Annotated in this window: 8 protein-coding genes; 2 read left to right on the forward strand and 6 right to left on the reverse strand. The window is 60.6% G+C overall.

Going from position 1 to position 12,875, the window contains the following annotated elements:
* Positions 1-22: 22 nt before the first annotated feature.
* Genes BFV97_RS09620 through BFV97_RS09635 form a run of 4 tightly spaced genes read right to left on the reverse strand, consistent with a single transcriptional unit; the run spans position 23 to position 6,804 of the window.
* Complete coding sequence (locus BFV97_RS09620; protein ID WP_245667682.1) at positions 23-2,119, reverse strand: hypothetical protein; 2,097 nt, start codon at positions 2,117-2,119, stop codon at positions 23-25.
* Positions 2,116-4,893, reverse strand: coding sequence for a DUF4159 domain-containing protein (locus BFV97_RS09625; RefSeq protein WP_069300146.1), 2,778 nt, complete (start codon positions 4,891-4,893; stop codon positions 2,116-2,118). Before BFV97_RS09625 ends, BFV97_RS09620 begins: the two co-directional genes overlap by 4 nt.
* Positions 4,890-5,783, reverse strand: a complete 894-nt coding sequence (locus tag BFV97_RS09630; RefSeq protein ID WP_425412270.1) for a DUF58 domain-containing protein — start codon at positions 5,781-5,783, stop codon at positions 4,890-4,892. Before BFV97_RS09630 ends, BFV97_RS09625 begins: the two co-directional genes overlap by 4 nt.
* A gap of 1 nt (position 5,784) precedes the next feature.
* Positions 5,785-6,804 (reverse strand): AAA family ATPase, encoded by a 1,020-nt coding sequence (locus tag BFV97_RS09635; RefSeq protein ID WP_083225582.1) that lies wholly within the window; start codon positions 6,802-6,804, stop codon positions 5,785-5,787.
* A 68-nt stretch (positions 6,805-6,872) separates the two neighbouring features.
* Between BFV97_RS09635 and BFV97_RS09640 the strand changes: the two genes are divergently transcribed.
* Positions 6,873-7,472, forward strand: coding sequence for a DUF1285 domain-containing protein (locus tag BFV97_RS09640; protein ID WP_069300147.1), 600 nt, complete (start codon positions 6,873-6,875; stop codon positions 7,470-7,472).
* A gap of 83 nt (positions 7,473-7,555) precedes the next feature.
* On the opposite strand, the gene gndA is transcribed toward BFV97_RS09640, so the two are convergent.
* A complete protein-coding gene (gene gndA, locus BFV97_RS09645) occupies positions 7,556-8,977 on the reverse strand; it encodes an NADP-dependent phosphogluconate dehydrogenase (protein WP_069300148.1) in 1,422 nt (473 codons plus the stop codon).
* A 142-nt stretch (positions 8,978-9,119) separates the two neighbouring features.
* Here gndA and BFV97_RS09650 point away from each other — a divergent pair, with 142 nt between their 5' ends.
* Positions 9,120-9,755 carry a TetR/AcrR family transcriptional regulator gene (locus tag BFV97_RS09650; RefSeq protein WP_069300149.1) on the forward strand — a complete coding sequence of 212 codons (636 nt, stop codon included), beginning with the start codon at positions 9,120-9,122 and terminating at the stop codon, positions 9,753-9,755.
* A 299-nt stretch (positions 9,756-10,054) separates the two neighbouring features.
* Here BFV97_RS09650 and polA read toward each other — a convergent pair whose 3' ends face one another.
* Positions 10,055-12,856 (reverse strand): DNA polymerase I, encoded by a 2,802-nt coding sequence (gene polA, locus BFV97_RS09655; RefSeq protein WP_069300150.1) that lies wholly within the window; start codon positions 12,854-12,856, stop codon positions 10,055-10,057.
* Between the last annotated feature and the right edge of the window lie 19 nt (positions 12,857-12,875).

Raw genomic sequence — 12,875 nt, forward strand, 5'->3', positions numbered from 1 at the left:
CAAAAATACTTGAAAACCGCCCCTAACGGCCTTCCCAACGCCATGCGGCGACCATAGTCACCGCCACTAGAACCAGCAGCAACCACGCAGGCAAAGCCGGAGTCTGGCGAATATCCGTGGCGATATAGGCATTGCGCGGTGTCACGCCAAGCCAGCCGCGCCCAGCAGCAGTCCGCCCTTCGCGCACCTGTCGCAAGCGTGGCGAAGGGTAATCTTCCAATCGCAAAGACCCACCCCCTGTAGCGGTCAAAAGCGGTTGCAGGCGGGACAGGTCCGCCATTGTCTGTTCGAACTCCCGCGGTGCGGTCGGACCGATGGCGACAACTGCCTCAAGGTCTCCGTCCGTCAGCCGGTACAACCCGTTCTCTTCGCCTTTGAACTGCCCGACCCAACGGCCCGGCGACACCTCAACCGTGTCCATCACGCGTCCGCTGCCATCCGGTCCGGTAACAGTGATCTGCGCCGGTTCTTCGGATAAAGAGCGCCGCGTCACGGTGACCGAATCCCCCTCCACGCGGCCCGACAGCCGCTCTTCTTCCAGTTCGGGTTCTTTCATCGTCCAATGGGCCAGCCGGCGCAACAGTTCCAGTTGCGGGCCACCGCCCTCAAACCCACGGGACCACAGCCACGCATGATCAGACATCAACATGGCAATCCGCCCCTCGTCGACGCGATCAAGCACCAGCAGCGGTTTGTCTTCGGCGCCGGTCATGACGGTCTGTCCCTCGGGCGCAACCGTTTCGATCAGGCGCAGCCAGCGCCCCCATCCCGGTGTTCCATCCTCGGATGCAGGACGGGGCGCAAATTCATCCAGAGAGGCCGTCACGGGATGCCGCTCACCAAGTTCGGAAATACGGGGCACAAAGCCTTTTTCAATCACCCGCGCGGTGGGGGCAGCGGGCAGGATGCTGTTCAACGGGGTGCGTGCGATGCTTTCGGTGCCGCCAAAGGCCGGACCCGATGCCACCAGAACCGCACCACCGCGCCGCACGTAATCGGCCACATTCTGCATGTATCTGTTAGGCAGGATGCCCCGGCGGCGGTAGCGGTCAAAAATGATCAGGTCGAATTCGTCGATCTTTTCCAGAAACAATTCGCGGGTAGGAAAAGCGATCAGGGACAGTTCGCGTACCGGAACGCCGTCCTGCTTGTCCGGACTGCGCAGGATGGTGAAATGCACCAGATCCACGGCGCTGTCGGATTTCAGCAGGTTGCGCCATGTGCGTTCCCCCGCGTGGGGTTCACCTGACACCAACAGCACCCGCAGCCGGTCCCGCACCCCGTTAATTGACAGGACAGCGGCATTGTTGCGGTCGGTCAGCTCTCCGTCCTCGGTGCGCACGGTAAACTGCAACACATTGGCGCCACCGTGGGGCAAGGTCAGGGGCAGTTCAAACTGGCGTCCGGTTTCGACGTTAAACTGCTGCTCCGGTCCGCCATCGACCGAAATCGACAGATGCGCCATGCCCTGCACAGAGGCAGGCACCGCGCCCTGATCTTCAATGCGCAGTTGCAGGGTCACAGGTTCCCCGACAATCGCAAATGCGGGCGCATTGGTGATCACCAGCCGCCGGTCCCAGTCGGTTTTCTGCCCTGTCAGCAGCACATGCACAGGGGCGGGAAAACTGTCGAGCGCGGGGGCATCGTGGATCTGCCCGTCCGTTACCAAAAGCGCACCGGCAATCCGGTTTGTCGCCACCTCCGAGGCGGCTTTTGCCAGTGCGCCCAATATCATAGAGCCGTCATCCGCCACGCCCGGATCGTTTTCCACCTCGACCAGCCGCGTCTCAAATCCGTCCAGTGTGCCAATCTCGGCCTGCAACGCCTCTACGCCACGGGCGATCTGTTCGGGGCGGATGTCAACGGACTGGCTCTCGGTCTTATCGACGACAATAAAGACGATATTGCTCAGGTATTCGCGCTCTTCCTGCCGGATCACCGGCTGCGCCAGCGCCCCAAGCACCAGACACAGGGCCAGTCCGCGCAGCGCCCACCCCGGCAGCAGCCGCCACAGGGCGAGCGCCGTGCAGGCCAGCGCGACCAGCGCAAGGGCCAGCAGCATCTGTTGCGGGATCAGCGGCGTAAACGCAATTTCATAGTCCAGTATCTGCATGCTCATTGCCCCAGCCGGTCCAGAAGGGCAGGCACATGGACCTGATCCGATTTATAATTGCCCGTCAGCACATGCATGATCAGGTTGACACCAAAGCGGATGGCGATTTCGCGCTGGCGTTCTCCGGCCACGCCCCGCCCCACCGGATAGCTAAACCGGCCCGCCTCGGTCACGGCCCAAGCGCTCGCCCAATCGTTGCCGCCAATCACTACCGGCGTCACCCCGTCATTGAGGTTGCGAAACGGCATGCCCTCCACCTGTTCCGCATCCGGCGGCGCGGCCTCAACCCAGACATTGGCGTCGGCGTAGCGGCCCGGAAAATCCTGAAGCAAATAGAATGCCCGCGTCAGCACATGGTCTTCGGGCACAGGTTCAAGGGCGGGAATATCCAGATTACGCGCCAGATTTTGCAGCATTTTGCCATTTGGCGTGCCACCGCTGATACCGCGACCAATGTTGGAATCCCGTGTATCGAACAGGATCAACCCGCCGCCCCGCAGGAAGGCGTTAACCTTTTCAAAGGCCGCCTCTGATGGCATCCGCACTGTATCTGTCACCGGCCAGTACAAAAACGGATAGAGCGCCAGTTCATCGGTTTCCAGGTTAACCCCGACAGGTTCCACCGGCTCAACGCTGGTGCGGCGGAAGAGCTCGGTGGACAGGCCAAGAAGCCCCGCCCGCGAGATGTCATCGAGCCGCGTATCGCCGGTTTCCACATAGGCCAGCACCGTATTATTCGCCGCCATCAACAGCGCCGCATCATCCTGCGGCGTGCTCTGGGCCAGCGCATCCCCCTGCGGCCAGAGCAGCAGCAGCATCAAAGCCGTCGTTGCCCCGCGAAACCGCAAACGCCCGCCAACCAGAAGGGTTGCCAGTATATCAATGCACAGCAGGACCAATGCCACCATCAGCAACAGGGCCTGCAAGGGACGTTCCTCTGTACGGGTCATGGACAGAAACGGCGTGCCCGCGGGCCAGCGCGCCGCGGCAAGCTGGCGGTCCGCAGCCAGTACATTCAGCGCCACCCGCTGGTCGGCACTTTTGTAGACACCGGGGGGCATTTCGGCGCTAAAGCTGCGGGTGGCCAGCCGTGCACCATCCACCCCCGCCAGCGCAGGAGCATCGCGCAGCACGCCAAAACCGTCAAGCACCTGTTCGGGCACCCAAACCGTTCCCTCCAGCGCCGTGCTGTCCAGCTCTGTGCTTCGCGCCGAAATTGCCAGCCGCTCCAGCAGTTGCACAAACAGACCGGACAGCGGCAGGCTCGACCATTCGGCATTGGCGGTGACGTGGAATAACACCACCTGCCCCTCGCCCTGATCCTTGGCCGTGACCAGCGGCGTTCCGTCCTGCAGGCTTGCCAGAACCCGCTCTGCCAGATTGGGATCGGGTTGCGCCATGACCTGACTTTCCACCAGCACGTCATCGGGTATCGCCAGCCCGAAGAACGGACTGTCTTTGGCAAAATCTTCCAGCGCTTTGGGGGCACCCCAACTCATCGCGCCGCCCACCGTGCGCCCGCCTGCCCGCAGGCGGACCGGCAACAGGGGGTGTTCCTCGCTCTGACCGATTCCGCTGGCAGCCAGACGGGGACCGGCAAAGCGCACCAGCAGGCCACCGGCCTCTACCCAGTCGAGCACATCTTGCGTTTCCGCCGCCCCCAGTTCGGCCACATCCGCAAGGATCAGAACATCCGGTGTGGCCTGCAAACTATCCGCCAGCCCTGCCTCTATCACCTCTGCGGTGGGCACCAGCGCCTTGCGCAGAAAGTGCAACGGCGACACCAGCACTGCGCCCTCCTGCTCCGATCCGCCGCCAATCAGCGCCACCTTGCGCCGCTGGAGACTGTCATCCGTCAGGACCACCGCACCGGCAGAGCGCACGCCTTCCAGCGACACCCGCCGCACGCGGTTGCGCAGCTCTGAGGGCAGCGTAACAGAGGCCACAGTTTCCATTCCGCCAGCGTCAAACGCCGCTTCGCCCTGTGCCAGACTGCGGGTGATCCCCGCCGGATCAGGCCCTTCTGCCACCACTTTGACGGCGCGGGCCGGCGCACTCCCTGCCCCCAGTCGCAGAGCCGTTGTGCTTAGTGCGCCGCCCTCAATTTCAATCCCGCGCAGGGCCAGAACATCCCGTTCCGACTGCGCAACAGAAACCGCGCCCTTTTCTGACAAAACCGCAAACAGCTCTGCGCGGCCCTCCCGTGCCAGACCGTCCGACAGCCAGAGCGTCTCAAACGGGTCGGCGGCGGCGATCACATCCTGCCAGACCGCATAGTCAGGCTCCCATGCGCGGGGCTGTTCCCCCTTGATCCGCCCCCGCCAACTGTCGGCACTGTCAAAGGACAGCGGATTTTCACCCCTTGGACGCTCGCTCAGGTTGATGACAGCCACGGAACGACCGTCCTGCGTGGCGAATTGCAAAATCTCGTCCAGTTTGTCCTGCCGTTCGGTCCAGCTTTGGGCGCTGGCCCAACTGCCATCCAGCGCAATCAGCAGCGGGGCGCGCCCTGCGATCCGGTCTGATGGATTCAGCACCGGCTGGGCAAAGGCCAGAATAGCCGCCGCAACCGCCGCCATGCGCAGCAACAGCAACCACCACGGCGTGCGATCCGGCGTGGTTTCGCGATCCTCCAACCCCAACAACAGGGTGACAGCCGGAAACCGCCGCCGCAGCGGTGCGGGCGGCACGGCCCGCAACAGCCACCACAACACCGGCAAAGCCAGAAGCCCCAGCAAAAGCCAAGGCGCAAGGAAACCCAAAGACCCGAGCCCGATCATCGGGACGGCCCTGCAATAGCGTTATAAATCCACATCAACGCCGTTTGCGCCGGCTGGTCGGTGTGATGGCACATATACATCCATCCGGTGCGATGCGCGAGGGTCGCCAGTTTGTCCTTACGCTCTGCCAACCGCGCTAGATAGTCGTCCCGCAGCGCACGGGCACGGCGGGTTTCAAAGTTGATGCTCTCTCCCATACTTTGGAAGATGGTGCGCCCGTCAAAGGGAAAACTTTCCTCGCTCGGGTCGAGTATCTGTACAAGGCAGCCCTGCACCCGCTGGTCCGCCGCACGGGACAAAGCTGCAATCACATGCTCCCAATCCCCGAGGAAATCACTGATCAACAAGGCGCGGTTGCCCCGCCCCATGTCCTTGCCGGGCGGCACGCCATATTCGGTTTGCCCGCCAGCCACGGCAAGGCGCATGGCCATCTTGGTGATCTGCCCGCGCCCGTGTTTCGGCGGCCCCGGGTCCTCCATCAGACCGACACTTTCGCCGCCTTTGGCCAGCAGGATCGCGCTGGCAAGGCCGAGTATCCGCGCCCGCTCCCCCTTGGTGGGCAGGCTGTTCTGTCCGCGATACGCCATCGCCGCAGAGCGATCCACCCACAGATGCACCGCTTGCAGGTTCTGCCATTCCATCTGGCGCACGAAATCTGCATCCGCGCGGGCCGAGCGGCGCCAGTCAATATCGCGCAAGGAGTCACCTGCCCCTGCCATCCGGTACTGCCAAAACTCGTCCCCCGGACCGGAGCGCCTGCGCCCGTGCGCCCCAAGGCTGATGGTTGCGGCCAATTGGTCCGCCGCCGCCATTAACGCCGGAAACCCCGCGGCGGTTTCCTCGGCATCATGGCGCAACTGTTCCGGTGTGCTTTGCTCGGCTGGGGTCACGTCAGGCAGCCGCCTCTGTGTTGATGCAACGCTCTGTCAGGCGATGGATCAGTCCCGAGAGTTTCTCACCCCGCGCCCGCGCCGCAAACCCAAGCGCCATGCGGTGGATCAGAACCGGATAGGCCAAGGCCACAACATCATCCACCGAAGGGGCCAACCGCCCCTGAACCAGCGCCCGCGCCCGTGTCGCCAGCATAAGCGCCTGCGCAGCCCGTGGTCCCGGCCCCCAACTGACAGCCTCGCGCACGAAATCCGGTGCGGTTTCATCTTCGGGACGCGCTGCGCGGACCAGATCAAGGATCGCCTCCACCACGGCATCGCCCACAGGCATCCGCCGCACAGCCGCTTGCGCCGCCATCAAGGTTTCGGGGGTAAAGACCTGCGCGGCTTCTTCCTCGGTGGCACCAGTGGTGGCCAACAGGATGTCGCGCTCTGTCTCGCGGCTTGGGAAATCCACGTCAATTTGCAAAAGAAAACGGTCCAATTGCGCCTCAGGCAGCGGATAGGTGCCTTCCTGTTCAATGGGGTTCTGGGTCGCCAGCACATGGAAAGGGGCTGGCAGATCGTATTCCCGCCCCGCGATTGTCACCTGACGTTCCTGCATGGCCTGCAACAACGCGGATTGGGTTCTGGGGCTGGCGCGGTTGATCTCATCCGCCATTAAAAGCTGGCTAAAGACCGGACCTTTGAGAAACCGGAAGGACCGCGCCCCGTCTTCACTGCTTTCCAGCACTTCCGAGCCGAGAATATCCGCAGGCATCAGGTCCGGCGTGAACTGAACGCGGCTGGTGTGCAAACCAAACACGGTGCCAAGCGTATCAACAAGCCGCGTTTTCGCCAGTCCGGGGGCCCCGACCAGCAGCGCATGACCGCCGCAAAGAAGCGCCACAAGCGTTTGTTCCACAACAGTTTCCTGCCCGATAATCTTTTTGGCGATCCCCGCTTTGGATTGCGCCAGCAATACTGCTGCGGTTTCGACCTCGCGGGCCAAACTCTCTAATTCACTTGCATTCGCGGACATGTCACATACCTTTCTAGGCAACAGAAGCCTTCAAACCCATTAAAGACCAATTAACGTGGCAAGGACAAATGACAAATCCGAAAGAGCCTGAAAAAACCGACCGGCCCAGTGCGGATAGCATTGCGCAATCTGCGTCAAAAGCTGCCAAAAAGGGTCCGGCCCCCGTCCACCTGTGGAATCCGCCCTTTTGCGGCGATCTTGACATGCGGATCGCGCGGGATGGTACGTGGTTCTACCTTGGCACCCCTATCGGCCGGAAACCGCTGGTAAAACTGTTTTCCTCCATCATCCGCAAGGACGGCGAGGATTATTTCCTCGTCACACCGGTAGAGAAAGTCGGAATCACCGTGGAAGACGCGCCATTTGTGGCGATTGACTTTGATGTGACCAACAGCGGGCCGGACCAAACCCTGACCTTTACCACGCAAGTCGATGACATCGTCGCAGCCGGACCGGACAATCCGATCCGCGTGAAACGGGACCCCGAAACCGGAGAGCCCAGCCCCTACATCCTTGTCCGCGCCAATCTCGAAGCCCTGATCGACCGCAAGTCGTTCTACCGCCTTGTCGACCTTGGCACCCACGAAGAGGTTGGGGATAAAAGCTGGTTCGGCGTGCGCTCCAACGGTCGGTTCTTTCCGATCATCCCCTCGGATGAGCTCGTCTGATCTGTGCAAAACCAATTCTGAAACCGGACCCTAACCGCTCCATTTTCTGAAAATATCCGCGCCGCAGGCATCCCGACACCGCATCAAGCATAGCGCTCAGGGTCATGCCACGGCCCGTTCACCTGCTCTCCGTGGGCATCCACCCGTTCAAACCTGTGGGCGCCGAACCTATCCCGCAGTGCCTGAATCATATTTGCGGTGGAATGCTGTGTCCGGCTGGCGTTGTGATAGCTCAGCGCAGCGTAAAGCGCCGGTGTTTCCAGTGCGGCACCCACCGACTGCATCACCACGGTTTTCAGGCTTCCTGCGTTTTCGTCCAGAAGCGCCGAGAATTTAGGCGCATGGCTCAGCTTTCGGGTGGCGTCTTCGTCAAAGGCATCCGAAATATCGTCCAGCAGCACGGAGCGAATGATACACCCCGCCCGCCAGACCCGCGCAATCGCGGCAAGGTCAAGGGACCAATCAAACGCATCAGAGGCGCGGCGCAGCACCTCGAATCCTTGGGTGTAGGCGCAGATTTTTGCCGCGATCATCGCGCTTTCCAGCTGTTTCAAACCCTCTTCCCGTTCTTCCAGACCGCCCGTTGGCGCCGCGCCGAACAGCATTGCCCCGTCACGCCGCCCGTCCAGATCGGCCGAGATATTCCGCGCTTCGACGGCGGCCTGCATCATGCTGGCAGGCGCCCCGAGATGCAGAGCTTCAATCACCGACCACCGGCCCGTTCCTTTCTGTCCCGCCCGATCCAGTATCATATCCAGCATCGGCTTTTGGGTTACAGGGTCACTGGCATGGGTGACTTCGGCGGCGACTTCAACCAGATAGGAATTAAGCGGTCCGTCCATCCAGCCAGCAAAAACATCCCCGATGGCAGCGGCATCCATTCCCCAACCGTCGCGCATGATGCCGTAAGCCTCTGCGATCATTTGCATGTCGGCGTATTCGATGCCGTTGTGCAACATTTTGATGAAATGTCCGGCCCCGCCCGGTCCGAACCAGTCACAGCAAGGTGTGCCTTCAAACTTGGCCGCAGCGTCCTGCAAGGGGTCTTTTACCTGCGCCCAACTGTCCTTTGATCCGCCTGCCATGATCGACGGCCCGTTTCGCGCGCCCTCTGCGCCACCGGAAATGCCCATGCCGAGAAACTGCAACCCCGCAGCTTCACAGGCGCGGACCCGACGTTCGGTTTCCTTAAAATGGGAATTGCCCAGATCCGCGATTAAATCCCCCGGGTCCAGCAATGGTGTCAGGCTTTCGATCACAGCATCCAGCGGTGCACCCGAGGGCACCAGCACCAGAACGGACCGGGGCGCGGCCATCCCTGCGACGAAGGTTTCTGCATCGGCACAGGCGATCAGCTCTCCGTCGAGCGCACTGCCTGCGGTGACAACCTCGCGGGATTTTTCGATGTTCCGGTCCAGCAGACTGACCGTATGGCCCTGCTCCGCCAGATTGAGCGCGAATTCCCGCCCCATGACTCCGATCCCAACCAGTCCCACATGCGCCATTCTCTGTTTCCTTTCAATGTGCCGTCAGTGCAAAGCAAAGCCGCGGTCTTGTCCAGCGCAAAAGCTCTGGCGCACAATCCCTGTGCCCCCTGTGCCGCCACGCTGTGATTGACCGTTTCACGGGCAGTGCTTACACAAAACTATGCCGGATAAACGGAAACTCAAACGCGGCGATCTTCACGATGCGTTAATCGACTACGCGCTAGAGGCCGCGCGTCAGGGTCATATTGAGGTGATGTCCCTGCGACAAGCGGCCCGCGATCTGGGGGTAAGTTCCGGCGCGGTCTATCGTCATTTCGCGGATAAAGACACGCTACTGGGGGCGATTGTGAAGATCGGTTTCTTCGATCTGCGTGAGCGGTTTCTTGCAGTGCGCCCTGAAGGCGCGGTGGCGGAAACCCCGCAGCAGGCCATTGACCGCTGTTTTGAAGTGACTCGCGCCTATATCACCTTTGCCCACGATAACAACGCGTTATGGCATATGATGTTTGGCCGGATCGGAATGATCTGTCGGGATGAGATGGTGAAAGACCCCGAGTCGACCCGCTACACGCCGTTTGATGTTGGCATGGCGATTTGCAACGATCTGTACCATCACGGGCTGTTGCCCCGCCGCCCTGACGTGGCGGACAACCGGTATATCTGGTCGGCAACCCACGGTGCGGCGGATCTGGCACAATCGGGCGCGCGGATGGATCATGCGCGGTTGGACGCGGTTATTGCCGAAACCACATATCGCAATTTGCGTGCACTGGGGCTGGATCTCGCGCAGCGTTAGGGTGCGAATTTGTTCGGGTGCAAAGGGCGCGGTGGCGCAAATCAGGCGAACCAGAACAAACTAACATACTGCTATTGTTGGTGAAAAACGATGACCCTGCAAATATGAAGCGTCATACAAGACGCGTGATACAAGAAGCTTCATTTATGAAGCGTGTTATATGAAGCTTCATATATGAAGCTTCTGAATTAGGGAATTGTTCACGATTAGGCCCACGCCGATACCAGCGCGGGCCTGTCAAAAAATCCGGCTCCCCCCCGAACCACGCGCAACATGCTGGGCGGCTGGGTCAAAGCCGGTTAATGCGCCTCTGCCCAGTTCGCGCCCTGCCCTGCCTCTACGATCAGCGGCACGTCAATTTGCACGGCGGGCATCGCGGCGTTTTCCATCACGGAGCGCACAGCGGCAATGGTTTCCGCGGCTGCGTCCCTAGGCACTTCAAACAGCAGTTCGTCGTGAACCTGCAACAGCATCCGCGCCGGCAGGTCCTTGATCGCTTCGGGCATGCGGATCATCGCGCGCCGGATCACATCTGCCGCAGTCCCCTGTATCGGCGCGTTAATCGCTGCCCGTTTGGAAAATCCGGCCCGCGGCCCGCGGGCGTTGATTTCCGGCGTGTGGATTTTGCGCCCGAACAGGGTCTGCACATAGCCGTGCTCTTTGGCGAATGCCACCGTTTCGTCCATATAGGTCCGGATGCCGGGGAACCGCTCAAAATAGCGGTCGATAAAGCCCTGTGCGTCCTTGCGCGGGATCCGCAGATTCCGCGCCAGACCAAAGCCCGAGATGCCGTAGATCACACCAAAGTTGATGGCCTTGGCCTGACGGCGCACATCCGGCGTCATTTCTTCCAGCGGCACGCCGAACATTTCCGATGCAGTCAGCGCGTGAATGTCGATACCTTCTGCAAAGGCGTCCTGCAATTGCGGGATTTTCGCGATATGGGCCAGAATCCGTAGCTCGATCTGGGAATAGTCCAGCGCCACCAGAAGATTGCCTTCCTCCGCCACAAAAGCCTCGCGGATTTTGCGACCCTCTTCGCTGCGGATCGGGATGTTTTGCAGGTTCGGATCGGTACTGGCCAACCGTCCCGTGCTTGCCCCCGCGATGGAATAGCTGGTGTGCACCCGCCCCGTTTCCCCGTTGATGTGATTTTGCAGCGCATCTGTATAGGTGGATTTCAGCTTGGACATCTGCCGCCAGTCCAGCACCCGCGCGGGCAGATCGTGGCCTTCGGCGGCCAGATCTTCCAGCACATCGACGCCTGTGGCATAGGCGCCGGTTTTGCCCTTCTTGCCACCCTCCAGCGCCATTTCGTCGAACAGGATTTCACCAAGCTGTTTGGGAGAGCCAACATTAAACGACCGCCCTGCAAGCTGGTGGATCTCATCCTCAAGCGCAGCCATCTTCTGGGCAAAATTGTTGGACATCCGGCTTAGGACATCGCGGTCCACTTTGATACCGTGCATCTCCATTCCTGCCAGCACAGGCACCAGTGGCCGTTCCAGCGTTTCATACACCGTTGTCACCTTGGAACTATGCAGTTGCGGTTTGAACATCTGCCACAGGCGCAGGGTAATATCGGCGTCCTCGGCGGCATATTTTACCGCTTCGTCAACGGGTACCAGATCAAAAGTCTTTGCGGATTTTCCGGTGCCCAGAAGGGTTTTGATGCTGATCGGCTTGTGATCCAGATACCGTTCGGACAGCGCATCCATCCCGTGATTGTGTAACCCGCCGTGCAGCGCATAGGACAGCAGCATCGTGTCATCAATCGGGGCGATTTCGATCCCCTGACGGCGCAGGATTTTCAGATCGTATTTCATATTCTGACCGATCTTCAGGATCGCAGGGTCTTCCAGTACCGGCTTTAGCGCGGCCAGCGCCTCGGCGGCATCCATCTGCCCTTCTGCCAATGCAGCACCGCCGAACAGGTCGCCTTCCCCGTCCTTATGGGCCAGCGGGATATAACAGGCCTCACCCGCCTCAACCGCCAGACTGATACCCACCAGTTCCACCACCATTTCATCCAGTCCGGTGGTTTCCGTATCCACCGCCACAACACCCTTGTCCCTGATCCGGTCGATCCAGACTTGCAGGGCGGCCATGTCTCGAACGCATTCGTATTTATCCGCATCAAAGCCGACGGCCGCCGCTGCAGGTACCGGCGCTGATCCCAGAACCTCGGGTTCGGCAATAACAGGGGGCTCGACGCCCAGTTTTCCTGCAATCCGTGCGGACAGCGTGCGAAACTCCATCTGTGTCAGAAAACCCAGACAGGTTTCCGGATCAGGTTCGCGCACTTCCATTTCGGCAAAATCGAACGGCACGGTCATGTCCTGCCGCAAGGTCACTAGTTCGCGGCTGATGCGGATCTGATCGGCGTAGTCAATCAGGGTCTGGCGGCGTTTGGGCTGTTTGATCTCCTCGGCCCGTTCCAGCAGGCTATCGAGATCGCCATATTCATTGATCAGCAACGCCGCTGTCTTGATCCCGATACCGGGTGCCCCCGGGATATTATCCACCGAATCCCCTGCCAGCGACTGCACGTCCACCACACGGTCCGGCCCAACGCCGAATTTTTCTTCAACCTGCTCCACACCGATCCGCTTGTTTTTCATCGCGTCGAGCATTTCAACGCCGCCCCCCACAAGCTGCATCAAATCCTTATCCGAACTGATGATTGTGACCCGCGCACCCGCATCCCGTGCCTGCACCGCCAAGGTCGCGATAATATCATCGGCCTCAAACCCGTCCTCTTCGATACAGGCAAGATTAAAGGCCCGCGTCGCCTCTCGGGTCAGGGGGAACTGGGGCACCAGATCCTCGGGCGCTGGCGGGCGGTTGGCTTTGTAGGCCGGATAGATGTCACTGCGAAAGGTTTTACCCTTGGCATCAAAGATCACAGCACAATGCGTGGGCGCATCATGGCCTTTATTGTCCTCGACAAACTTGAACAACATATTGCAAAAACCGCTGACCGCACCGACCGGAAGTCCGTCCGACTTGCGTGTAAGGGGGGGAAGCGCGTGATAGGCCCGGAAAATAAACCCCGAACCGTCAATTAAATGAAGATGATGCCCTTTACCGATGCTACCCACGACCCTACCTTTTTATGAA

It is taken from the genome of Neptunicoccus sediminis (assembly GCF_001719615.1).
In the GTDB taxonomy this organism is placed as follows: Bacteria; Pseudomonadota; Alphaproteobacteria; order Rhodobacterales; family Rhodobacteraceae; genus Amylibacter; species Amylibacter sediminis.

Coding starts and splice junctions, on each gene's coding strand:
- BFV97_RS09620 (WP_245667682.1), bottom strand. CDS start 2,119: ATGAGCATGCAGATACTGGACTATGAAATTGCGTTTACGCCGCTGATC.
- BFV97_RS09625 (WP_069300146.1), bottom strand. CDS start 4,893: ATGATCGGGCTCGGGTCTTTGGGTTTCCTTGCGCCTTGGCTTTTGCTG.
- BFV97_RS09635 (WP_083225582.1), bottom strand. CDS start 6,804: ATGTCCGCGAATGCAAGTGAATTAGAGAGTTTGGCCCGCGAGGTCGAA.
- BFV97_RS09640 (WP_069300147.1), top strand. CDS start 6,873: ATGACAAATCCGAAAGAGCCTGAAAAAACCGACCGGCCCAGTGCGGAT.
- gndA (WP_069300148.1), bottom strand. CDS start 8,977: ATGGCGCATGTGGGACTGGTTGGGATCGGAGTCATGGGGCGGGAATTC.
- BFV97_RS09650 (WP_069300149.1), top strand. CDS start 9,120: ATGCCGGATAAACGGAAACTCAAACGCGGCGATCTTCACGATGCGTTA.